At 40.6% G+C, this 22,755-nt stretch carries 17 protein-coding genes and 3 tRNA genes; 11 read left to right on the forward strand and 9 right to left on the reverse strand.

Annotated features, from left to right (window positions below; all coding sequences use genetic code 11):
- Nucleotides 1-430 precede the first annotated feature (430 nt).
- Both trxA and dnaE read right to left on the reverse strand, forming a co-directional pair.
- Entirely contained in the window at nucleotides 431-751 is a 321-nt protein-coding gene (gene trxA / locus HMAT_RS26400) for a thioredoxin (RefSeq protein ID WP_104385830.1), read from the reverse strand.
- Nucleotides 752-876: 125 nt separating this feature from the next.
- On the reverse strand, nucleotides 877-5,295 hold the full coding sequence (gene dnaE / locus HMAT_RS26405) for a DNA polymerase III subunit alpha (RefSeq protein ID WP_104385831.1): 4,419 nt from the start codon (nucleotides 5,293-5,295) through the stop codon (nucleotides 877-879).
- 430 nt (nucleotides 5,296-5,725) lie between these two features.
- Between dnaE and HMAT_RS26410 the strand changes: the two genes are divergently transcribed.
- Nucleotides 5,726-6,508 (forward strand): Cof-type HAD-IIB family hydrolase, encoded by a 783-nt coding sequence (locus HMAT_RS26410; RefSeq protein WP_104385832.1) that lies wholly within the window; start codon nucleotides 5,726-5,728, stop codon nucleotides 6,506-6,508.
- Here HMAT_RS26410 and HMAT_RS26415 read toward each other — a convergent pair.
- Nucleotides 6,505-7,104, reverse strand: a complete 600-nt coding sequence (locus HMAT_RS26415; protein WP_104385833.1) for a hypothetical protein — start codon at nucleotides 7,102-7,104, stop codon at nucleotides 6,505-6,507. The two genes, HMAT_RS26410 and HMAT_RS26415, sit on opposite strands and share 4 nt — an antisense overlap.
- A gap of 45 nt (nucleotides 7,105-7,149) precedes the next feature.
- Between HMAT_RS26415 and HMAT_RS26420 the strand changes: the two genes are divergently transcribed.
- Nucleotides 7,150-8,049 carry a pirin family protein gene (locus HMAT_RS26420; protein ID WP_104385834.1) on the forward strand — a complete coding sequence of 300 codons (900 nt, stop codon included), beginning with the start codon at nucleotides 7,150-7,152 and terminating at the stop codon, nucleotides 8,047-8,049.
- Between the two features lie 81 nt (nucleotides 8,050-8,130).
- On the opposite strand, the gene HMAT_RS26425 is transcribed toward HMAT_RS26420, so the two are convergent.
- Together HMAT_RS26425 and HMAT_RS26430 are read right to left on the reverse strand one after the other, a co-directional pair.
- A complete protein-coding gene (locus tag HMAT_RS26425; protein ID WP_104385835.1) occupies nucleotides 8,131-8,733 on the reverse strand; it encodes a DUF502 domain-containing protein in 603 nt (200 codons plus the stop codon).
- A gap of 48 nt (nucleotides 8,734-8,781) precedes the next feature.
- Entirely contained in the window at nucleotides 8,782-11,223 is a 2,442-nt protein-coding gene (locus HMAT_RS26430; protein WP_104385836.1) for a bifunctional UDP-N-acetylmuramoyl-tripeptide:D-alanyl-D-alanine ligase/alanine racemase, read from the reverse strand.
- A 74-nt stretch (nucleotides 11,224-11,297) separates the two neighbouring features.
- Between HMAT_RS26430 and HMAT_RS26435 the strand changes: the two genes are divergently transcribed.
- From HMAT_RS26435 to HMAT_RS26445, 3 genes are all read left to right on the forward strand, one after another.
- The gene (locus tag HMAT_RS26435) at nucleotides 11,298-11,786 is read left to right on the forward strand and encodes a regulatory protein RecX (RefSeq protein ID WP_104385837.1); all 489 of its coding nucleotides are present in this window, start codon (nucleotides 11,298-11,300) and stop codon (nucleotides 11,784-11,786) included.
- Nucleotides 11,787-11,898: 112 nt separating this feature from the next.
- Nucleotides 11,899-11,971 (forward strand) — tRNA-Gly (locus HMAT_RS26440).
- Between the two features lie 5 nt (nucleotides 11,972-11,976).
- Nucleotides 11,977-12,061 (forward strand) — tRNA-Leu (locus HMAT_RS26445).
- A gap of 34 nt (nucleotides 12,062-12,095) precedes the next feature.
- On the opposite strand, the gene chrA is transcribed toward HMAT_RS26445, so the two are convergent.
- From chrA to HMAT_RS26460, 3 genes are all read right to left on the reverse strand, one after another.
- Nucleotides 12,096-13,427 carry a chromate efflux transporter gene (gene chrA / locus HMAT_RS26450; RefSeq protein WP_104385838.1) on the reverse strand — a complete coding sequence of 444 codons (1,332 nt, stop codon included), beginning with the start codon at nucleotides 13,425-13,427 and terminating at the stop codon, nucleotides 12,096-12,098.
- A gap of 166 nt (nucleotides 13,428-13,593) precedes the next feature.
- On the reverse strand, nucleotides 13,594-14,115 hold the full coding sequence (locus tag HMAT_RS26455; protein WP_104385904.1) for an OmpA family protein: 522 nt from the start codon (nucleotides 14,113-14,115) through the stop codon (nucleotides 13,594-13,596).
- Nucleotides 14,116-14,211: 96 nt separating this feature from the next.
- Nucleotides 14,212-16,395 carry a glucoamylase family protein gene (locus HMAT_RS26460; RefSeq protein ID WP_104385839.1) on the reverse strand — a complete coding sequence of 728 codons (2,184 nt, stop codon included), beginning with the start codon at nucleotides 16,393-16,395 and terminating at the stop codon, nucleotides 14,212-14,214.
- Between the two features lie 160 nt (nucleotides 16,396-16,555).
- Here HMAT_RS26460 and HMAT_RS26465 point away from each other — a divergent pair, with 160 nt between their 5' ends.
- Both HMAT_RS26465 and HMAT_RS26475 read left to right on the forward strand, forming a co-directional pair.
- Complete coding sequence (locus HMAT_RS26465) at nucleotides 16,556-17,509, forward strand: acetyl-CoA carboxylase carboxyltransferase subunit alpha (protein ID WP_104385840.1); 954 nt, start codon at nucleotides 16,556-16,558, stop codon at nucleotides 17,507-17,509.
- 279 nt (nucleotides 17,510-17,788) lie between these two features.
- A tRNA-Lys gene (locus HMAT_RS26475) sits at nucleotides 17,789-17,861 on the forward strand.
- Nucleotides 17,862-17,933: 72 nt separating this feature from the next.
- On the opposite strand, the gene HMAT_RS26480 is transcribed toward HMAT_RS26475, so the two are convergent.
- Nucleotides 17,934-19,850: an alpha-L-fucosidase gene (locus HMAT_RS26480; RefSeq protein ID WP_199768776.1), complete on the reverse strand. Its 1,917-nt coding sequence runs from the start codon at nucleotides 19,848-19,850 to the stop codon at nucleotides 17,934-17,936.
- 202 nt (nucleotides 19,851-20,052) lie between these two features.
- On the opposite strand from HMAT_RS26480, the gene HMAT_RS26485 reads away from it, so the two are divergent.
- From HMAT_RS26485 to HMAT_RS27300, 4 genes are all read left to right on the forward strand, one after another.
- A complete protein-coding gene (locus HMAT_RS26485; protein WP_104385843.1) occupies nucleotides 20,053-20,808 on the forward strand; it encodes a CDGSH iron-sulfur domain-containing protein in 756 nt (251 codons plus the stop codon).
- Between the two features lie 113 nt (nucleotides 20,809-20,921).
- Entirely contained in the window at nucleotides 20,922-21,368 is a 447-nt protein-coding gene (locus HMAT_RS26490; RefSeq protein ID WP_104385844.1) for an SRPBCC domain-containing protein, read from the forward strand.
- Between the two features lie 13 nt (nucleotides 21,369-21,381).
- Nucleotides 21,382-21,816 (forward strand): DUF1801 domain-containing protein, encoded by a 435-nt coding sequence (locus HMAT_RS26495; RefSeq protein WP_104385845.1) that lies wholly within the window; start codon nucleotides 21,382-21,384, stop codon nucleotides 21,814-21,816.
- A 4-nt stretch (nucleotides 21,817-21,820) separates the two neighbouring features.
- Entirely contained in the window at nucleotides 21,821-22,750 is a 930-nt protein-coding gene (locus HMAT_RS27300; protein WP_199768777.1) for a DUF1801 domain-containing protein, read from the forward strand.
- Nucleotides 22,751-22,755 lie beyond the last annotated feature (5 nt).

Here is a 22,755-nt window from a genome sequence, read left to right on the forward strand (position 1 = left end):
CCTTACCTTACCTTACCTTACCTTACCTTACCTTAAAAAATAAAAAACTCGCGCTGCTGAGAACAACGCGAGGCATAATCTAGGGTATTTGAAAGGGAAAATCTTTATTTATATCAAAATATCAATAAAAAACATAAAATAAAACAAAAAACTCAATAAAACATTTGTTTTTTCTCTGTTTTCATATTCAAAAGAAGTAAAAAATATCCATTTATCAAAATAAAATCTATTTTATTTTGATAAAATAGATTTTAAACCATAAAAACATATAAAAAACAATAAATAATACAATATAAACGAATATTAAATCAAAAACACATTAATATCATCAACAATAACAATAGAAAAACATTAAAATAATGATGAAAAAAAAAAAAAAAAGACCTGAAATAAAAATATTTCAGGTCTTTTTGTATTAAAAAACGAATTATTACGCTAATTGTTTCTCTAATTTTTCATTTAAAACTGATTTTGGAACCGCTCCTATTTGTTTATCTACGATTTCTCCATTTTTGAAGAACAATAAAGCAGGAATATTACGGATACCGTAACGAACTGAAATTTCTGGATTTTCATCCACGTTTACTTTTCCTATCACAGCCTTACCTTCATAGTCTTTCGCTAATTCTTCAACAACAGGACCTACCATACGACATGGACCACACCATTCTGCCCAAAAATCAATTAATACGGGTTTGTCCGCTTTCAAAACAACTTCTTCGAAGTTGCTATCTGTAATTTCTAATGCCATAATCTTTTTAATTTTATAAACCGAAGTTATATTTATGATACTACTTAATTGCTAAAATCAATAAACAAAGATAGTAACAACTGTCAATGTAATTGTAATCTTAATTACACAAAATCTAATCCAAACTAATTCAATCGGTAATTAATACCTTCAAACTTATCTATACAGTCCAAAAACTCATTTGTAAGGTTTATTTTCAGACTTTTAGCTGGCATTTCGACAGAGATTTCATCTTGGGGATCCCAGATTTTAAATTTCAATTGACAATTTGGCACAATACCTTCAATCTCATTTTGCGCTAAGATATCTTTAATCCCATCCAAGAATTCTTCATTCAACTTTGGCAAAGGAATATTAATTGTAAAACTCTTTGCCATTTTTTCACGAAGTTCCGAAAGCAGCTGCACACTTCTCAATTCAAAGCCCCAATTTCCGACCTGCCTAAAACGCTCCTGAACCAATCCGCGTAATTGAACAAAATACCCCTCCTGTAAATACCCTTTTAACTTCACATACTCCTCGCCAAACACCGCCATATCATAGGAGTCACTATAATCCTCAATAATAAATGAAGCAAAGGGTTTACCGTTTTTGGTCAACCGATGATTTGCCGAGGCTATAATCCCACCGATAACCAATTCTTTATTTTTAATACGATTAAACTCCAGCAAGGTTTCCTCATCCACCTCAGCAGCTTTAGCCTTATTGATCAACGACAGATCAGACACCGGATTATGGCAGAAATGTTCGATCTCAAACCGATAAGTATCCAATGGGTGACTTGTCAGGTAAATACCGATGACATCTTTTTCGTATTTAAGCTTTTCGATCAACCCCCATTGTGGGCAAGGTGCCAGCACAGGCTCGGGTAGCTCCGCGGCCTCACCTGCACCAAACAAACTTGCCTGTGCCGAGTTTTCATTTTCTTTATAACGCTGCCCAAACCGGATCGCCTTTTCCATCCCCGTCGAATTATCCTCGGCATGGAAATACTGTGCACGATGTGTACTTTCAAAACTATCAAAACCGCCGGCATACGCCAAACTCTCAAAAGCCTTTTTATTGACCGCACGAAGATCTATACGCTTAGCCATATCGAAAACAGACTTATACAACCCTGATTGTCTCGTTTGCACAATAGCATCTACTGCGCCAGCACCGACTCCCTTGACAGCACCGATACCAAAGCGAATCGCTCCACGTTCGTTGACCGTAAATTTGTAGTAAGATTCATTTACATCAGGTCCCAATACCTCCAAACCCATACGCTTACATTCCTCCATAAAGAATGTCACCTGCTTGATATCATTCATATTATTGGAAAGCACCGCAGCCATATATTCAGCAGGGAAATGTGCTTTCAAATAAGCTGTTTGATAAGCAACCCAAGCATAACAGGTAGAGTGGGATTTATTGAAGGCATAACTCGCAAAAGCTTCCCAGTCGGTCCAGATTTTTTCCAGCACTTTCGCATTATGCCCTTTCTCTTCTGCCTGTGAAACAAACTTCGGCTTCATTTTATCAAGTACAGCTTTCTGCTTCTTACCCATCGCCTTACGCAAAACGTCGGCATCACCTTTGGAAAAACCCGCAAGCTTTTGGGATAAAAGCATTACCTGCTCCTGATACACCGTAATCCCGTAGGTTTCTTTTAAATATTCCTCACAGGCATCCAAATCATAAACAATAGGGTCTATCCCATGTTTACGCTTGATAAAACTTGGAATATATTCAATTGGCCCCGGACGATACAGGGCATTCATCGCAATCAAATCGGCGAATACCGTTGGTTTGAGATCACGCATATATTTTTGCATCCCGGGAGATTCATATTGGAAGACACCGATTGTTTCACCACGCTGGAAAAGTTCGTAAGTCAATACATCGTCTATCGGAAATTTATCCGGATCCAAAATAATACCATGACTTAATTTGACATTCTCCACTGTATCCTTGATAAGCGTCAGGGTCTTCAATCCCAAAAAGTCCATTTTCAATAGTCCGGCACTTTCAACGACGTGGTTATCAAACTGCGTCACATACAGATCGGAATCCTTGGCCAGAGAAACAGGAACGAAATTCGTAATATCATCCGGTGTAATGATCACACCACAGGCATGAATACCTGTATTTCGAACAGAACCTTCCAATACACGTGCCTGACGGATCGTCTCAGCTTCGAGTCCGGCACCGTCAGCGATTGACTTTAACCGGTTGACAGCCTCGATCTCTTCTGTTCGCAGTTTCTCTTTTAAACCAGCTTCATCCAGCGTAAAGATTTTGGAAAGCTTCAGATTGGGAATCAATTTGGCTATTTCATTCGCATCGCCCAAAGGCAGATCGAGTACACGTGCTGTATCTTTAATCGAAGACTTCGCAGCCATCGTACCATAAGTAATAATCTGAGCCACCTGACTGGCGCCGTATTTATTGATCACATACTGCATCACCCGGCCACGCCCCTCATCATCAAAGTCGATATCAATATCAGGCATGGATACACGGTCGGGATTTAAAAAACGCTCAAATAGCAAATCGTATTTTATCGGGTCAATATTTGTAATTCCGAGACAGTACGCCACGGCAGACCCTGCTGCAGACCCCCGTCCGGGCCCCACAGAAACACCCATAGCACGTGCTGCGGCAATAAAATCCTGCACAATCAAAAAATATCCGGGATATCCCGTTTTTTCGATCGTTGCCAATTCAAAATCCAGACGCTCACGAATATCATCCGTTATTTCCTCATAACGTTTCTCGGCACCTACATAACATAAGTGGGCGAGATATTTATTTTCCCCTCTTTTCCCCCCGTCCTCATTATCTTCTGCAACTTGAAATTCCTCTGGTATATCAAATTTAGGCAAGAGGACATCCCTGTTCAATTTAAAGACCTCTACCTTATCCACAATCTCCTGTATATTAAGAATTGCTTCAGGCAAATCTTTGAACAGCATCTTCATCTCTTCAGAAGATTTAAAATAATACTCCTGATTTGGCAAACCGAATCGGAAGCCCCTTCCTCTGCCTTTCGGCGTGGAAAGCTTCTCACCATCTTTCACGCACAACAGGATATCGTGGGCGTGTGCATCTCCTTTCTTTTCGTAATAGGTATTATTGGTCGCTATAACTTTAATAGCATATTTACGGGCAAACTTCAATAAGGTTTGGTTGACCCTATCCTCATCTTCTTGTCCATGGCGCATTAACTCCAGATAGAAATCATCTCCAAAGTGTTCCTTCCACCATTGCAAAGCTTCTTCAGCTTGATTTTCACCAATATTTAACACCTTGCTAGGCACCTCTCCCTGGAGGTTTCCCGAAAGTACGATCACATCTTCTTTATATTGTAGAATAAGATTTTTGTCTATGCGGGGTACATAATAGAATCCGGCGGTATAAGCAAAAGAAGCTAACTTGGCTAAGTTATGATAACCACGTTTATTCTTTGCCAACAGCACAACCTGGTAACCGTTATCCTTTCTGGTTTTATCTTTATGGTCTTCACAAACAAAAAATTCACAACCTACAATAGGTTTTAGAATCTGACCAGTGGGCTCCTGCCCATTTTCGATCGCTTCGGCATTTTGAGCCTCCACCTCTTTATTATGGCTGATGACCCTAGAAACAAATTCAAATGCCCCCATCATATTTCCATGATCGGTAAGAGCAACAGCAGGCATATTGTCTTTGACCGCAGCCGAGACCAACTTATCATACGACATGGTCGACTGTAGAATAGAAAACTGTGAATGGTTATGTAAGTGTGCAAATTTTGCTTCCTTAAGAGCGGATAAGGTATCGGCATCTACAACAACACTGACTTCATCTGGCGTAGCGCGTTTTCTGATCTCGTCAGAGGCCGCTTTAAGATTAATATGTTTAAGTCCGACAGTAGGAATAGGACCGGGATTACTCGTTTTGAAATCCACAAAATACCCCGTATCGACCTGAAGTTCCTCGGCAGTAAACACTTCTCTTCTGACCAACTCCAGGAAACAACGCGTTGTTGCTTCAACGTCGGCCGTTGCATTATGGGCCTCAGCAAATGGAACTCCAAACAAATAGGAATGTAATTCGGTCAGATTAGGCAGTTTATACCGACCACCACGTCCACCAGGAATTTTCAACAGATCCGCAGTCACTTCGGTACAGGTATCCAAAACAGGCATGCTCGCCATTTTAGAATCCACACCATAACGATAAAACTCACAGCCCATGATATTGAGGTCAAAACCGATATTCTGTCCCACAACAAATTTCGCTTTATTTAACGCTGTATTGAATTTTTCCAGGGCAATCTGTAATGGCACCCCCTGTTCTTCAGCCAATGCGGTAGATATACCGTGTATTTTTTCAGAGTCATAGGGTATATCAAATCCATCAGGTTTAATCAAAAAATCCTGATGTTCGACCAAATTTCCCATCTCATCGTGAATCTGCCATGCCAGCTGGATACAACGCGGCCAATTATCCGTGTCCGTAATTGGCGCGTCCCAACGCTTCGGCAAACCCGTTGTCTCTGTATCGAAAATAATATACATAAATTTCTAAACCTCTTTAATACAATACGTTAAATGTAATCAAATTTACATTTATTTGAACTTGAAATTTACGAAATTCTTAGGGAACATTCTGTCAGATTTTTGCGAAAAATAACAGCATAAAATCGGGCTTTTATCGACCACCGCAGATGTCCGGCATCACCAAATTTGCCAATCCAAAAAATTAATTTACACAAATGGTCTACAACTCTTATCGGTGGCTCCCACAGCTATTTGAGCAGACCATTTGATAACCTTTCGGAATGACTGTTTTTAAGCATCTTCACAGGTCTAGGAAAAAGGAGAGTACTTCAAAAAAAACTAGCTGGCAAAAAAGCATTCAATCCCACACAATCGTAACAGCTATTTAATATTGTACCTACTACACTATCCCAGTTATTTATTATATTTGAATTTGACTCCAATTTCTATGATTAAAGCGATTTTTTTTGATATAGATGGGACACTGTTAAGTTTCAAAACACATCAAGTCCCCGACTCCACACAGCAGGCATTTCAATTATTAAAAGAAAAAAATATAAAAGTTTTCGTCTCTACCGGCCGTTCCTTTAACCAATTGGGACATATCCGCTATCTTGACTTTGACGGTTTTATCACGTTCAATGGCGGATACTGCGTTACCAAAGATGAACAGGTTATTTATAAAAACAATATTATTCAAGAAGACATCCGTTCATTACTTGATTACGCGAAGCATCATCCCGAACTCACGTTTTCATTTATGTCAGACAAAGAGATCTCCTTAAATCAGGTTACGCCCGAAGTGCTGAAGATGTATCAGCAAGTTAACGTAAAAACCCCGCCGACACGCAACTATGAAGACAACTTTGATCTGGAATCCGTCATGCAGATCAATGTATTTATTAACCCAGAACAAGAGGCTGAGTTCATGGAAAATGTTATGCCCAACTCTGTTGCTTCCCGATGGACGCCCATTTTTGCCGATGTTAACCCGATGGGCCAAAGTAAAAAAGTAGGTATAGATGTTTTTCTAAAACATTTCGGCATTAAGCTTTCCGAAACTATGTCTTTTGGCGATGGAGGAAACGACATTACCATGCTTGCCCACACAAAGATTGGTATCGCTATGGGAAATGCGAACCCCGAAGTAAAGGAAATCGCTGACTATATCACCGACGATGTGGACAGCAACGGCATCTGGAATGCCTTAAAGCACTTTGGGGTTATCTAGAAATAAATTGTAAGTGTAGCGCGGCAGGTATTACTGTTGCTGTTCAATAGCAAACTATGTCGGTCTGGAAAAAGAAACTCTAGCCTATTTCGAAAATCTTCCATCAAGGTGTGCTTAAATTGGTCCTGCAGATAATGGTTTGCACGATGGCTGACTTCGAATAGCAGAACTTTTGAAGATCCGGAGAGACGAACCCGGATGGGATGGGAAGACATACTATTATATCCGTTTGTTACGGCATGTTGCACCATAGGAAATAAGATCAGCGGGGGCAGCATCAGCTCGTTTTCCGACGGAAAACGATTTTCCCATTGGAGTAAAAAACCAGCAGGCATCAACATCTTGACCACCGCGATATATTGCGACAGCAAGTCCAGCTCAGCTTCAATAGCCTGTTGTTTATCCAATTCCAAAAGCAATAGCTTTTTTTGAAGCAGTATATATTCCTTTCCAAAGCCCCTATCTTCCGTTAGGACCTTTGCCAGCAGAAAACGGTCGCATTGACTGTTCTCAAATGACACTCTATGGGACAGCGCTATTGCCACCTCATTTCTTACAGACTTTTTACCTAAAATACGATCGATTATACCTGACATTTCTTAAATTGCTTTATAATAGACACACAAAAATAAGGAAACATTATGTCAAATATTGCAATAGTGATTGAAGAAAGAGCCGCAGATATAGGCAATTTCTTGGTAGGTAGACTACTTCCTTTCAGGCAAAAACGTATGGTTGGTCCGTTTATATTTATTGACCATATGGGACCTGACACCATCTCCGAACCTCACTTCATGGATATTGCTCCACATCCTCATATCGGATTATCCACGTTGACTTACCTCTTCGAGGGAAGTATCATGCACCGCGACAGTTTAGGCAATGCCGTTGAAATAAAACCCGGAGCGGTAAACTGGATGACAGCCGGAAAAGGAGTAACCCATTCCGAGCGTACTCCGGATTACCTCCGATCTACGCAACACGACCTCCATGGTCTACAGATATGGGTTGCTTTGCCAAAGGATCTCGAACAGATGGAGCCCAACTTTGTTCATATCGAAGAACCACAGCTTCCGCATTGGACTGAAGACGGTGTAAGTTATCGCCTGATTGCTGGCGAGATCAACAACCATCGCTCGGAAGTACCGGTTTACAGCCCCTTATATCTTATTGAAATTAAAGCAGAAAAAGACTCCCGCATTAAATTGGGCGAACATCTCTATGGTGAAAGCGGCTTGTATATTCTTCATGGTTCGGTACAGGCCGAAGGCCAGGAATTTGGTCCAAAGCAAATTTTGGTAGCAAAGGATGCCAAATTATGTGAGTTCGAAATGAGGGCAGACACTTCGGTATACATCTTTGGTGGTGAGCCCTTCCCCGAACAACGCTATATCGATTGGAATTTTGTCGCTTCCGACATCGAAACCTTAAAAATCGCCAGGGCTAAATGGGAACAACACGAATTTCCAAAAGTTCCGGGAGATGATGGCTATATCCCCATTCCTCCTGTAAATCCAACTTTAGGCCAAAGAAAGCCCTAATAAAGCAACAGTTGACCACAAATAAAAAAGGGCAGTAAATAAATTTAAATTTCCAGCCCTTTTTTACCATCAGTATTTAGTCTACGAATGTTCAATACCGCTGACTCCCCCGGAGACAACAAGTTTCATTGCATCGGTAGGCGACATGTTTAATTTTTTAACCTTATCTGCACTAATAATAACAACCTGACCGGCAAAAGAGTAAGAATATGGAAAATAAACCATAACCTCATCTTCAAGACCTAAACTCTTTAAATCATGCTGTGTCAGGAAACCGATCTTTTTGAGCCCAAATTCATTGACGGTAACCAGCACAGGTTCATTGAATTTCTTAGCATCCCCAACAAAGGCTTCGGTGAAATCCTTAATTGACGTGTACAAGGTGTTTAAGAGTGGTATTCGCTTGATCTGATGGTTGATCCATACTTTGATCGGGTCCGTCACAAAATTCGTAAATATCACGCCAGCCAGAACAAGGATGAGGATCACGGTTAAGATACCGATTCCGGGAATATATAAGGGATGCCCTTTTTCATCCTGCAAAAAATGCTCTGTCAGGTTCAGCGCAGAGTCAATCGATGCGAAAATCCAAACGATCAGAAAAACAGCGCCGGCCAACGGCACGACAACGAGAATACCTCGAATTAAATAATTAATAAATCCCCTGAATAGTTTACCGAGCATGAGTTAGAAAATCAAATATATTTATACAAAAATGCAGAATATCCTTTATTATTCATAAAAATATACTCTTTTTACCCGCTGCGAGATACTCGTCAAGAGTTCGTAAGGGATAGTACCGATAGCTTTCGCCGCGAGCTTAATGTCCGGGTAAACAATCACTTCATCTTCTTCTGCCACTTCGATATCTGTCACGTCAAGCATACACATATCCATGCAGATATCGCCTACTGTCGGTACGAGCTGACCATTGACCATCATCTTGCCTACACCATTCCCAAAACGCCTGTCATATCCATCCGCATAACCAATTTTTATCGTTGCCGTTTTGCTATCCCGATGCAATACCCCGTGCCGGTTGTAACCAACGGTCTCTCCCGCTACCAAGTGCTTTATTTGAGTCACATTCGTCTTCAGGCTGCTGACCTCCCGAAGCGGAAGGTCATGTCGCTCGACGTCAATCCCGTACAGTCCGATCCCCAGCCGAACCATATCAAAATAGGCTTGCGGCCATAGTTCGATACCCGAAGTAGCAGCAATGTGGCGTAGAAAGGAATACCCTAACCCCTCTTCAAGGCGCCTTGTAAACTGATCGAGAAGATCAATCTGCTGTTGGGTAAAAACATTGTCTTCTTTATTTCCGGCCGAAGCCAAATGGGAAAACACCGACTTTACCTGCAGTATGGCGCTAGTGTTTAATTCAGTAATCAGTTTATCCACCTCATCCGGCATAAAACCAAGGCGATGCATACCCGTATCCACTTTGATATGCACCGGAAAGGATGAAATCCCTCTTCCCTTCAGGTAATTCAAAAATGAAGAAAGCACTCTAAAGCTGTAAATTTCAGGTTCAAGATTATATTGAACGATAGATTCAAAGGTATTTTCATCAGGGCTCATCACAACAATAGGCAATGAGATTCCAGCCCCCCTGAGATCGACACCTTCATCTGCAAATGCCACAGTAAGGTAATCCACCCTATTGAACTGTAACAGGTTCGCAATCTCAAAACTTCCGCTTCCGTAGGAAAATGCTTTGACCATAGACATCAATTTCACATGTTTTGGCAACAGCTGACGATAGACATTCAGATTACTCTCCATTGCATTGAGGTTGATCTCGAGCACCGTATCATGTGATTTTGCCACCAATAAGCGGCTGATCCGTTCAAAATGAAATTCCCGTCCACCCTTTAATAAAACAGTAGAATCTTCAAATTGAAGAGACCTTATATCGTCCAAAAATGCTGTGGTACTGGCATACGAAACCGATGGAACAGCAAATTGATCAGCAACTTGTGTCAAGATCTCCCCGATCAAGATCAACCGATCCAAACGGTACTCCGAAAGTAACCGTTTCAGTTTTGACAAACTTTTCTCATCCGTTAAACTTACACCGGGTAAATCCGAAAGAATCAGGATTTTTCGCGGATGCTGTCCCTGTTGATTTAAAAATTCAAGCGCAATTTGGAGGGCATCTAAATCGTTACTATAGGAATCATCAATAATAGAGCTGTTTTTTTTGCCTTTCTTCAGTTCAAGCCGCATGGCGACAGGCTGCAGCTCTTTAATTCTTGATGCGATCACCTCTCTTTCATAACCAAAACGCAACATTACCGCAACACAGTTGATGGCATTTTCTATATTCCCTTTGTCAACAAAAGGTACCTCAACAGCAAATGTCCGTCCACCATAGAACAGTGTGGCTACCGTAAATTTATCGTCCACCTGTTTGAGTGAATAGACCTCCAATGAAAGCCCCTCATCGTATCCCCACGAAAATTTTCGAGGCCGATAAGGTAGTTGAATATCCTCTACATAACGGTTGGGAAAGATCATCGTCTCGACATCCTTAAACAGGTTTATCTTTTCGTAGATCTTTTCCTGCTTTGATTCAAAACCAGCTTTATGAGCCACCCCCACGTTTGTTAGCAGACCAATTGTCGGTTTTATCATATTTTCGAGCTTAACCATTTCGCCCTTTTCCGAAATGCCCGCTTCGATAATCGCAAGATTATACTGATCGGATAAGCCCCATAAAGAAAGCGCTACCCCCAATTGTGAGTTGTAGCTTTTGGGACTACGATAGATCTTATATTCCGGGGACATCAGTTGATATAACCATTCCTTGACTATTGTCTTACCATTGCTCCCGGTGATCCCAATGACAGGGAAGCTAAACTTCTGCCGATGATAGGCCGCCAATACCTGCATGGATTCGAGGCTTTCGGTGACCCATATCAGATTTGCATCCGGAAATAACTGTTCTTGTTCTTCGTCAATTTGTAGGACAAAGGTTCTTACCCCCTTATCATAGGCCTCTTTGATATAGTGATGACCATCCCTACTCTTCTGTAGCGCAAAAAACACACCGTTATCCGCCTGAACAATCTTGCGACTATCATAGAATAGATGTTGAACTAAAGAATTGGGATCCGTGATAAACGTGCGATTAGGATGTAAAATCTGGACGATTTCCGTTATTTTGTACATTCTCCTGTATTTTGATTGGATCAAAACTGAACATTTTTTTAGTTATTTCATATTATTTTTGAAATTTTGACAATATGTTTGAGGAAGATAGAAAAAACAAAAAGATACTGACCCCCGGTCAGGCCAAGTTAAAAGCGGAAAGCTATTGTGCTTATCAGGAAAGATCCCAGCAGGAAGTACGGGACAAACTCTACAGTTGGGGGCTACACGAGGCAGATGTCGAAAATAGTATAGCGAATTTAATTGCAGAAAACTTTCTGAACGAAGAACGTTTTGCAATAGCCTATTGCAATGGTAAACTACGCATGAAAGGCTGGGGAAAAATTAAAATCAAACAAGCTTTAAAAGGAAAGCGTGTTTCAGAACAGCTGATAAAAATCGCCTTCAAACAGATCGACCCGGATGAATATGAGAACATCCTTGAAAATATTATTGATAAGAAAATTCGGGAGATTAAAGGCAAAGATTCGTTCATTGTTAGGAACAAAGTCTATCAATTTGCTTTGTCCAGAGGATTTGAAAGCGATTTAATTTTTTCTATACTGAATTCAAAGGAGTTATAGAAAACAACAAAATAAAGTAAACAAATATTTTGCAATATTAATTTTTCGCTCTATATTTGCATCACCAAAAAGGAACACGAGGTTCTTTTTAAAGTTGAAATAAAAATTCCATGCGAAAATAGCTCAGTTGGTAGAGCACAACCTTGCCAAGGTTGGGGTCGCGAGTTCGAATCTCGTTTTTCGCTCACCTGCCTAGGTGGTGGAACTGGTAGACACGCAGGACTTAAAATCCTGTTCCCGTTAAGGGAGTGCGGGTTCGATTCCCGCCCTAGGTACAAGAAAGCTCATCGTTCGATGAGCTTTTCTTGTTTACGGCAACAGGTACAGTAAAAATCCATAAATCAGGCTTAAAAGGATAAGCTGTAGCATTCCAATCCGATATCTAAATAAGAGGAGAATTGAAACAGCGACCCAGAGTAATGCTTTCCAGTCCAAATCTGCCAAACCGAATGTTTTTGGAAACAAAATCCCCTGCCCCAGGTAAAAAGCTAAATTGACAATCACTCCTACTACCGAAGCGGTGACCAAGGAGAGAACATACTGGATAGCTTTATTTTTTTGAGAGCGTTCAATAAGCGGTGCACCGATAAAAATCAATGCAAAATTCGGCAAAAAAGTAAAGTAAGCTGTGGCTGCCAGACCTATCGTAGCCATTGCGTAAGAGTGCTCAAAATGATTAAATCCAGCCATAAAACCCACATATGCCAACACGATCACCAATGGCCCCGGCGTTGTTTCGGCTAATGCAAAACCGTCTATCATCTGCGTCTTTGTCAGCCAGAGAAATTTTTCCGTAACCAAATTTGCGACATAGGGAATAACAGTATAGGATCCCCCGATTGTAAAGTACGCCGATTTTGTAAACAAGAAAGATAGATCTTTCCAAAATGTAGCATCGGGCATAAACAGGTATAGCGCCATGAATGGGCCCAACCACAATAGAAAAAATGCAAGAAACTGAACACAAATCTTACGTACGGAAATTGACGGTACTGTCTCCAGGGAATTGACGTGATAAAACCGCTCTTTATCTAACTCCTCTTCCTGTTCAGATTTAGCCCTATCCTTTTTGGGTTTTAAGAAATAAAGTAAGAATCCCAAAACAATAACCCCCAAAATAATCCAGGGCATTGGAACTTTAGCAAAATAAGAAAGTAGAAAAGCAAGCAAAGCGGCGATATAATGCCATGTACCCAATAAGGACTTCTGCCCCACTTTGTAAGTCGCGAAAAGTATAATCGCCAGCACTGCGGGTTTTAAGCCTGAGAATAATGCAAATAGAAATGCAGAATTGCCAAAGTATACATACACCAGACTAAGTCCCAATATGATACACAGAGAAGGCAATATAAAAAACAGTCCCGCCAGTACCCCACCCTTTAGGCCATGTAATTTCCAACCAAGATAAATGGTCAATTGATGTGCTTCAGGTCCCGGCAGTAGCATGCAGGCATTCAGCGCCCGAAAAAATTTTTTGCTGCTTACCCATTTTTTTTTGTCCACCAGAAAATCATGCATAATTGTTATATGCCCTGTCGTCCCACCAAAACTTATCCAGCCCAGGATAAACCAAAACCGGAGTGCCTCCCGAAAATTAGGTTTAAACACTTCATTTCTCTCAATAGCAGTATCTCGTTCCAAATTTGATTTATATTTATATTCTGATCATTATAATTGTAAAGATAAGGGGATGAGCTACCCAATTAAGCCCACTAAAGGAGCTAGGGATCTTCCAGTTAAGGCATAAAAAAAGCGATATATTTATAAAATATCTCGCTTTTCATCCAGGAGAAAGATCCTGATAATTTTATTTTTTATCCAAGATGGTTACCTCTACTCTTCGATTTTTTTGACGTCCTTCCGGTGTCTTGTTATCACCAACAGGATTTGACTGGCCAAAACCTTTTGCTGTAATACGAGACTCCTGTACACCCGAATCTACCAAGAATTTCTTTACTGACGCAGCACGTTTATCAGAAAGCCATTGGTTATACTCGACCGTACCGGTAGCATCGGTATAGCCGTCAACTTTAATTTTATTGTTGTTCTCTTTAAGGATTACAGCCAGCTTACTTACTTCGGTCTTTGCCTTTTCAGATAAATAGGAAGAATTTGTTGGGAACAATAGGTCCGACGAAATACTGAATTTAATTCCCTCGTCAGTCCTTTTCGCATCATTAAAGTCCTTTTTCACATTTTTCAAACCATCATCAGTTCCATCTTTTGTGACAACAGCTCCAGGATTTACTACAATAGCCTGTTGTTTACAAGAAAATAATGACAAACCTGCGCATACGGCCAATAGTCCCAAATTAATTTTTCTAAGCATCGTTTTTAACGTATTTATTGTCGATTTAAGCAGGGTAAATATAAGGAAAAAAGTCCAAAAAAGGAGCTCCTTTCCATTCATCAGATCGTAACAAATCTATTTCTTCAAATATACCATATCCAATGTCTTTTTAATTTCAGGAATCTGCTCGTATAGCTTCCAGATCATCCCTGAATTGGCATTTTCAATCATTACAGCTATCGTAGCCTGATTTCTTGCCCGGTAACTTTCAGAAACATCATTATTTTTAAGATCGATCCAGGCTCTGAATCCATATTGTGTGAACAGGACATCTGCATACTCCTCATAAAATTTACGCAAAGCTTTCAAACCGATTTCCTTTTCGAATGGATAGGAAGCTATTGAGATGGCCGGATTGACAAAATATCCCTGGTTAGCGTTACCGGTTTGCTCAACACCCCAGATGTCCGTAAATCTTGTTCCGATATTCAACTCATTATCTCTCCGTTTATAGGCCAGTATGTAGTCTGAGAGGTACTTTTTATAGTCCACAAAATTATCCACCTTCCCTTTCGGATTCATGATCAAAAATGGTCTATAAACAGACATCAATGATTCTGTCAGATTACCTCCAGCAATACTTTTAGCAAAAATAACCTTATCGTCAGAATAAATGGAAACAGGCGAATTCCCCGTATTACCGATCAGGGGATTGTTACTTATTGCTTGCGCAAGAGAATCATTCAACCTTGTCTTTATCTCTGGTACCAAAGCACTTAATTCATCACTAAAGTCTATTCCATCCGAATGTTTGGTTGCAAATCCATTTGTATAAGCCGAAGCCGCCAAAGGATGCGTTGGAGACGACATAGCCAGCACATAAGTACTTAGGCTCTCATTGAATCCACCCAATGAACGGGATCTTGCCGTACTATCTATAGGTGACCATTTGTTCCAAAGAACATCCGCATTACTTCGATCCGTAAAATATTTCCAGTTTATCCTTTCCCATAATTTGGTGATTGATTTCCGCAAGGATTGCTCCTCCGAGTCATCTTTGCTGAAGTATTCACGGGCGATCAATAACGACTCCATCAAATGTGAAGTTCCCCTTACATCATAAGTCGGTACAGAATCACGGTAGTAAGGCACCCCCAGTCTCCCATCATAGAAAGCAGTAAATACACCCTGATGATTTTGAGCTGCGCTCAAAAATTTCACCATCCGTGTCATCCGTGCCAACAAAGCCTGTCTGGACATTATTTGGTTTTCGGCAGCAACAAGCAAACCCAGGATGGCATAGCCCGTTTCATTTGTTGAGACAATAGCCTGACGATTTCCACGATCAGGAAGATACATCCCACTGTTTACATCATAGTTATCAATAAAATAATTGACGTGCGCATTGCGAATAAAACTTAACATTTCGGCATCAGTTCCCTTTTTCGTCTGTATTTCCTTTACATCTGAAAATGGAGATTCTACGTAGTTGTAATCCACCCAGGCTATTTTATAATAATAACTCTTATTATATTCGTTCACCCGGTCGAGACATTTCTGCACATAGATCGGTAAGACTGCTATTGGCTGATAATTCAGCTTATCTTCAGATCTATAAATTTTCACGTAGCGAATACTCGGAGTTAATGGCAGTTGCCATACAAGTTCAACCTGTTTGTCCACAGCACCTATTTTAGACAAAATAGCAGCCGATGATAGCTTAACTTTTGGGTAGTTTTTTGGGAGGAACTCGATTTGATCTATAAAAAGCTGATGCGTAATTGTACCGGTACCATTTTGTTCCAGTAACAATGAAGACACAGCCTTTCCAGTGGCAATTCCTTCAAATTTTGACAGGGGTATAGAAACATTGAGCCAGGTATCATACGCAAAGTCATCTATGTAATGACTAATGTCCAATGCACTACTACGCACATCATTTTGTTGCAGGGCAACTTTAGGTAGCTGTTCCTTTTCAGTATTACTTTGGATGAACAATTTAAAGGTCAAATGATCATCCTTGGCAATCATATACTGAAATTTCTGTTTATCATTTAATATACAGGCTTCCCATTTTCCATTTGGCGAAGAAACGTAACGTAGGGAAAGTGAATTCCCCGGAGTAAAAAACAAGCTATCTGAAACCGGAAGGCTGTGATTCACATTTTGTATCCAGGACTCACCAGTATAATGTGCCATGCTTTTCGCATAACTTCCATTGATTATACTATTATCAAACAGTACCTCCGGATAGCTTTCCGATTTGGCAAGTATAGGCGAAATCAACAGAAAAAGAAAGTAAAAGTATTTTTTCAGCATAAGTCAACATTTTTCACAGGCTTACAATCAAAAACTAAGCCACCACAATGATTATAACGCAAATGTAACAAAGGATTTCCAATGATATTGTATGCTCAAATTTTAATTTCGGAAAAAATGCGCTAAATTAGCCCCCTGAATATTTTCATAAAATAGATATATGAAAACCACTTTTGATTTTGAAAAGCCAATTGCAGATTTGCAATTGCAGATTGAAAAGGTAACACAAGTTGCCGAAAAAACTCAAGTTGATATGAGCGCAACCGTTCGTGAACTTGAGGAAAAACTTGCTTCTACGGAAAAAGAAATATACAGCAATTTAACAGGATGGCAGAATGTTCAAATGTCACGTCATCCGGATCGTCCACAGACCTATGATTATATCGAAGCAATCTGCGATGAGTTTATCGAATTGCATGGTGATCGTACGGTAAAAGATGACAAGGCGATTGTAGGCGGCATGGCCTCCATCGATGGCAATCCTGTTATGATCATTGGCCATCAAAAAGGTAAAAACACCAAAGAGCGTCAATACCATAATTTTGGTATGGCCAATCCGGAAGGTTACCGTAAAGCATTGCGCTTGATGAAAATGGCTGAAAAGTTCAATAAGCCAGTCATTACATTAATCGACACTATGGGTGCTTACCCAGGTTTAGAAGCTGAAGAGCGTGGACAAGGTGAAGCTATTGCGCGCAACCTTATGGAAATGGCAGTACTTAAAGTTCCTATCATCTGTGTGGTCATAGGTGAAGGTGCTTCGGGTGGGGCCTTGGGTATCGGAGTAGGTAATCGTGTATATATGATGGAACATACCTGGTATTCCGTTATTTCGCCAGAATCTTGCTCTTCGATTTTATGGAGAAGCTGGGATCACAAGGAAAAAGCAGCGGAAGCTTTAAAATTAACTTCCAGTGATATGTTAGGTAATGGATTAATAGATGGTATTATCCCTGAGCCATTGGGCGGTGCTCATCAGGATCCAGCACAGGCAGCGGCTAATCTGAAACAGCAATTATTGAAAGATCTAGCTGAATTGACAGCAAAAGACAGCGATACATTGATCAAAGAACGCATTGACAAATTCAGCAATATGGGCGTTGTGACAGAATAATGTGACTTGCTCTATTTCTCAAAATAAAAAAAGTCGGCAGCAGTTGCCGACTTTTTTTATTTTTACCGCCCTTGTTTTTCAAAAAAAAAAGAATAATACCAACACAAAATCGCTCGATTTACAATCAAATTCCATTCAATTCAATCAAAAAACCGTCCGTTATAGAAAAATAAAGGCGTAATTTATAAACTGTTACAAAATATTCAAATAAAAAGAACAAAAACATTTGGACACAATCACATCTTTTTATACCTTTGCATCACTTTCAAAAACAGAAAGGATTCCGTAGCTCAGCTGGTAGAGCAATACACTTTTAATGTATGGGTCCTGGGTTCGAATCCCAGCGGGATCACAAACAAAAAGCTAATCGCAAGATTAGCTTTTTTTGTTTAGGGATTAGGATCCCCTCCCTCATGAACTGTTTTTAATCATGTGTCAAAACCACCTCCAAAAACTTAATGGCCTCCGCCCCTACAATATTTTTCACATGAAGTTCCACCGATTGCTTTCCGACGGGCAGATCTATTTGTCCGAGCATAAGGGAGTTTCCGTAGCCACTTTTAGGTGATGCTGGATCAATCGTGAAGTTGATTTCTTTTCCGGCTATTTTTAAAACCATCTCCCCGCCTGTATTTTCCACATCCTTGACATAGCGTACCGAGACTTTAAACCGTGCCGACTTCAACACATTGATATTCCATCCAAGATACTGATTGCTATTTTTCCATCCGGACACATAGTAACGGTCCCGTTTTCCATCTCCAAATTTCATCGGATCCCCATATTGTTTTGCATAGAAAGACAGTAAACGATTTTCAGTGACACGTGCATCAACATAAATCAGATCATTGGATTCAGGCGCGTTTATATCCTGCTTTAACTGGACAACAAGAACTTCATCCGCCGGATCATCCCCTATTTGATCCAATGGGATATGGAGTCCGGTGGCATCTGAAATATAGTCTTTGATCCTTCTTTTTGAAGACAGCAGAGAAATGGATTTAACCGCCATTGTAAGTCCGCCAACAGTCAATTTCTCTCCTTTCGGCTTTTTAAAGACATGCAAATACAGCGTACTGTTTCTTTTTGTGATCACTCCCCATTGTTGGCGCGGTAAGGGCGAAGGTGCTACATCGATGACACTTTCCTTATTCTTTGCCATCCATTTGGCTATTCCTTTCAAAATAGTCATATCAGGCGCATCAATGCTACCAACACCATTCGGGCCAATATTCATTAGGATATTTCCGCCCATAGCGGTCGCTTTGGCCAACAATTGTATAAAATGTGCTGCTGGTTTGTAGTTTTTATCCGTCGAGGAATAGCCATACGAATCATTCGTCGTGGGAATAGCCTCCCAATAAGCTCCCGCAGGGACGGGATAAAACTCTTCCGGTCGATCAGCAGTATTCAAATAATCGCCATAATTCCGGTCACCTGTACGCGCTAACCGTCCATTGACAACGATAGCGGGGTCAGTATCCCGGATTGCTTGCAGAATTCTTAAATTTTCGGACAAAGGCAGCTTATGTGGTGTATCGAACCAGAGCACATCGGGGTGGTACCTATGGATCAGCTCTTTTATTTGTGGAATCGCCTTTTCATCGACATAGCGTTTTGCTTTAAGCAACCATTCCGGATGACCGTCAAACCAATTTGCTCCCCCCAGCAGTTTATCCCCACCAGGATTATTATAATCCCAGTCATTTCCCGGTGCATCGGGATGCTCCCAGTCAAATGCATGTGAATAATAAAATCCGAATAACAAACCATGTTTATGACAAGCTTGCGCTAGTTGCATCAATGGATCCTCTTTTAATGCAGTACTCTTTATCGAATAAGCACTAGCATATTGTGATGGATACATTGCAAAGCCATCATGATGTTTCGCTGTGATTATAAAATACTTCATACCGGCATTTTTCGCCAAGATTATCCATTCTTCAGCATTAAACTTTTCGGGATTAAATCTGGCGGCAGAATCCAGGTATTCCTGACGGGGAATTTGCATGACACGCATGAGATGCTCGGCATATCCCCCTCCTTTTTTCCCCTTCCACACATTACCATATTGCGAATAAACACCCCAGTGCACAAACATACCAAAGGTTGCCTTTTTCCATTTCTGAACACGCCGTTTTTGTCCTTTTGCAGATTGCTTCCACCAGCCTGTCTCCGCAGCCGATATCGCAAGACTGTCCCTTGCCGTAGGATCATTAAACATTGCTGCGGCTTCGTTTCCCCTATTGGCATTTTTAACCTGCCCTACGGCCGCTATTGCAGCCGCTGAAAGCACTAAAACAAGGCAATATCTGGTATTGATCATAAGTTTCGATATCATAATTGTTTCTTTAAGCCGAACGCAAGCACGAAGGGGCACATGGTCCAACTGTAAATAATGTATACTATTTTCAAAAATAGCTTAAAACGAAAGGAATAAGGTGTAATTTTTGTTCATTTTAGGGTAATGGTGCGGAAGTCAAAAAAAAATAAAACCTATCCAGCCATGCACTGTTTATCTTATATTATAAACTTAAGGACACATGAGCAATTCATCAGATTATTGGCATGTTCAAATAGGATCAACAGTCAATACCAGTGAAATCTATATCGAAGTCACCAAAGACGGTCCGTATATTTTACACGGGCAAGTACCCTTTCATCTGCAATACATCATTCCGGATCGTGGGGGTGTCTCCAGATCCTATGAAAATGGTGAATCTTTCAAACTTGACCCCGAGACCTATCTATGCCGTTGTGGACTGTCTAAAAACAAACCCTATTGTGATAACTCCCACATGCAGGCGAGATCCTCTGGCGTCGATCTGACGGACAGGGCCACCCTACACGATTCACTGCAGACGGCGGAGATTATAGAAGGACCAGTATTCTCCCTCAGTGACGACGAAAAATTATGTGCCTTTGCACGTTTCTGTGATCAGGGAAGAAGAATCTGGAATGACATAAATTATAGCGATGAACAATCGCTAACAGGCGCCGTCAATATGGCACATTCCTGCCCCAGTGGACGGTTGCTTGTGTGGAACCAGAACAATACGCCCGTCGAAGAAAATACGGGAGCTGAGATAGGACTCATTGAAGATGTATTGAATCAGTGCAGCGGCCCCATAGCGCTTTGGGGAGGAATTCCGGTCAAAAGCAGTAATGGCAAGTATTACGAAGTACGAAACCGTCAGACCCTTTGCCGTTGTGGACAATCGGCCAACAAGCCATTTTGCGATGGTACACATGCTTCCATGGAATTTCAGGATGGGCTCAGCAAATACACACAAAAATAGTATCTTAACGTTTACTGTTCCCAAAATGCCCCCCTCTTTGGCGTATTTTTATTCCAAGGAAATACAAGCAATCGGTATTTATACAATATTTGTCTAAAATTTATTTTAAAATCATGGAAAAGCTAACTGCAAAAGCAAGTATTCAGATTCAAAAACCTATCCATGAAGTTTTTGAAGCCATCATTGATCCGAATAAAATAAATCATTATTTTATTAAGTCCGCAACTGGACGATTGGAGGCCGGAAAAACCGTAGAATGGACTTTCCCCGAATTCCCTGACAGTTTTCCCGTAACCGGAAAAACAATTCACCCGAACAGCTATATTTCGTTTGACTGGAGCGGTGGAATCACCAACCAGCTGGTTGAAATCAACCTGTCTTCATTCGGGGAAGATTCTACCGTCGTCAAAATTACAGAACACGAAATGAACAACGATCAAGATGGCATTTTGATCATGATGCGACAAACGGAAGGATGGGCAAACTTTTTGGCTTGCATGAAGGCTTATCTCGAATATAATATCAACCTTCGGAAAAATGCATTTGATTTTATGTTTTAACAGCAATTAGGAAATGGCAGTAAATAAAACTTCCTATATCAAAAAAAAAGTCAATGACTTTATACAGGAAATACCGGATGTACAAAAAAGAGAAGACAGCATCCAGCTTATCCATCTGATGCATACCGTCTCACATGAAGTCCCAAAGATGTTTGGAGAATCCATCATTGGCTTCGGACAGTACCATTATAAATACGCGAGCGGGCACGAAGGTTATGCCCCTTTGATAGGCTTCAGCCCCCGAAAAGCGGCAATCTCGCTTTATGTGTATACCGGACTCGACGAACATAGGCCACTGGTGGAAAAATTAGGTAAATTCAAACAAGGAAAAGCCTGTATTTACATTAAAAAACTAAGTGACATCAATACGGATCATCTGACTACACTAATGCAGCAGACTATCCAATTTTTATCAACAAAATACACCCGGATCAAGGATAAGGAATAATAGTATGACAAGCAGCATTTCAACAATTGACGCGTATATAAACCAATTCGAGGGGGATAAGAAAGCATATCTCATCCAAGTCTACAAACTTATTGCCGGGATGGTGCCCACCGCGGCCACGGAAACCATATCCTACCAGATGCCTACCTTCCGGTTGAATGGCAATTTGATTCATTTTGCCATGAATAAGCAGCATCTCGGAATATACCCCGGGCCGGACGCCATTGAGCATTTTGCTTCTCGACTCAAGGCTTTCAAAACAACAAAAGGAGCCATTCAGATCCCGATAGACCAACCCGTACCCGAAAAAATCATCCGGGATATCGTTGCATTTAATATCGAAAAACTCAAAGATAAACAAGGCCCCAACTGGCATAAAAACCGTGGAAATTGGCTGGAAGCAGAAGAGATGATGCAACAGATCATGTTAAAAACCACACTGAAAAAAGAATTCAAATGGGGAAGTGACGTTTATACACACAAGGGAAAGAACGTTATCGGATGGGGAGGTTTCAAAAACTTTTTCTCCCTCTGGTTCTATAACGGCGTATTTTTAGAAGATAAGGAAAACGTTCTTATCAGTGCTTCAGAAGGAAAAACAAAAGCACTTCGCCAATGGCGTTTCAATGATGTCAGCGAGATGGACAGCACCAAAATTGAAGCTTACATCAAAGAATCTATTCGAACTGTTGACGAAGGAAAAGAGATTAAACCAGCTAAAAGCGAAGTTATCCCCCCATCTGGTCTGTTACTGGAAGCTCTTCGTTCAGACGAGGCATTTTATGATCATTTCAATGCTTTAACTCCCGGAAAGCAAAAAGAATATATCCAATATATTGACGAAGCTAAACAGGAAAAAACCAAATTATCCCGCCTGGAAAAAATCAGACCGATGATTATTGCCAACAAAGGATTAAATGATAAATATAAATAATGAAT

It is taken from the genome of Sphingobacterium sp. HMA12, from assembly GCF_002933815.1.
GTDB lineage: Bacteria > Bacteroidota > Bacteroidia > Sphingobacteriales > Sphingobacteriaceae > Sphingobacterium.

What these genes read in the sequence shown, in the direction of transcription:
- HMAT_RS26415 (WP_104385833.1), bottom strand. Translation starts at nt 7,104, where the DNA reads ATGTCAGGTATAATCGATCGTATTTTAGGTAAAAAGTCTGTAAGAAAT.
- HMAT_RS26490 (WP_104385844.1), top strand. Translation starts at nt 20,922, where the DNA reads ATGGAAAAGCTAACTGCAAAAGCAAGTATTCAGATTCAAAAACCTATC.
- HMAT_RS26435 (WP_104385837.1), top strand. Translation starts at nt 11,298, where the DNA reads ATGTTTGAGGAAGATAGAAAAAACAAAAAGATACTGACCCCCGGTCAG.
- HMAT_RS26485 (WP_104385843.1), top strand. Translation starts at nt 20,053, where the DNA reads ATGAGCAATTCATCAGATTATTGGCATGTTCAAATAGGATCAACAGTC.
- HMAT_RS26410 (WP_104385832.1), top strand. Translation starts at nt 5,726, where the DNA reads ATGATTAAAGCGATTTTTTTTGATATAGATGGGACACTGTTAAGTTTC.
- HMAT_RS26430 (WP_104385836.1), bottom strand. Translation starts at nt 11,223, where the DNA reads ATGTACAAAATAACGGAAATCGTCCAGATTTTACATCCTAATCGCACG.
- HMAT_RS26495 (WP_104385845.1), top strand. Translation starts at nt 21,382, where the DNA reads ATGGCAGTAAATAAAACTTCCTATATCAAAAAAAAAGTCAATGACTTT.
- HMAT_RS26480 (WP_199768776.1), bottom strand. Translation starts at nt 19,850, where the DNA reads ATGATATCGAAACTTATGATCAATACCAGATATTGCCTTGTTTTAGTG.
- HMAT_RS26465 (WP_104385840.1), top strand. Translation starts at nt 16,556, where the DNA reads ATGAAAACCACTTTTGATTTTGAAAAGCCAATTGCAGATTTGCAATTG.
- HMAT_RS26460 (WP_104385839.1), bottom strand. Translation starts at nt 16,395, where the DNA reads ATGCTGAAAAAATACTTTTACTTTCTTTTTCTGTTGATTTCGCCTATA.
- HMAT_RS27300 (WP_199768777.1), top strand. Translation starts at nt 21,821, where the DNA reads ATGACAAGCAGCATTTCAACAATTGACGCGTATATAAACCAATTCGAG.
- HMAT_RS26425 (WP_104385835.1), bottom strand. Translation starts at nt 8,733, where the DNA reads ATGCTCGGTAAACTATTCAGGGGATTTATTAATTATTTAATTCGAGGT.
- trxA (WP_104385830.1), bottom strand. Translation starts at nt 751, where the DNA reads ATGGCATTAGAAATTACAGATAGCAACTTCGAAGAAGTTGTTTTGAAA.
- HMAT_RS26455 (WP_104385904.1), bottom strand. Translation starts at nt 14,115, where the DNA reads ATGCTTAGAAAAATTAATTTGGGACTATTGGCCGTATGCGCAGGTTTG.
- HMAT_RS26420 (WP_104385834.1), top strand. Translation starts at nt 7,150, where the DNA reads ATGTCAAATATTGCAATAGTGATTGAAGAAAGAGCCGCAGATATAGGC.
- dnaE (WP_104385831.1), bottom strand. Translation starts at nt 5,295, where the DNA reads ATGTATATTATTTTCGATACAGAGACAACGGGTTTGCCGAAGCGTTGG.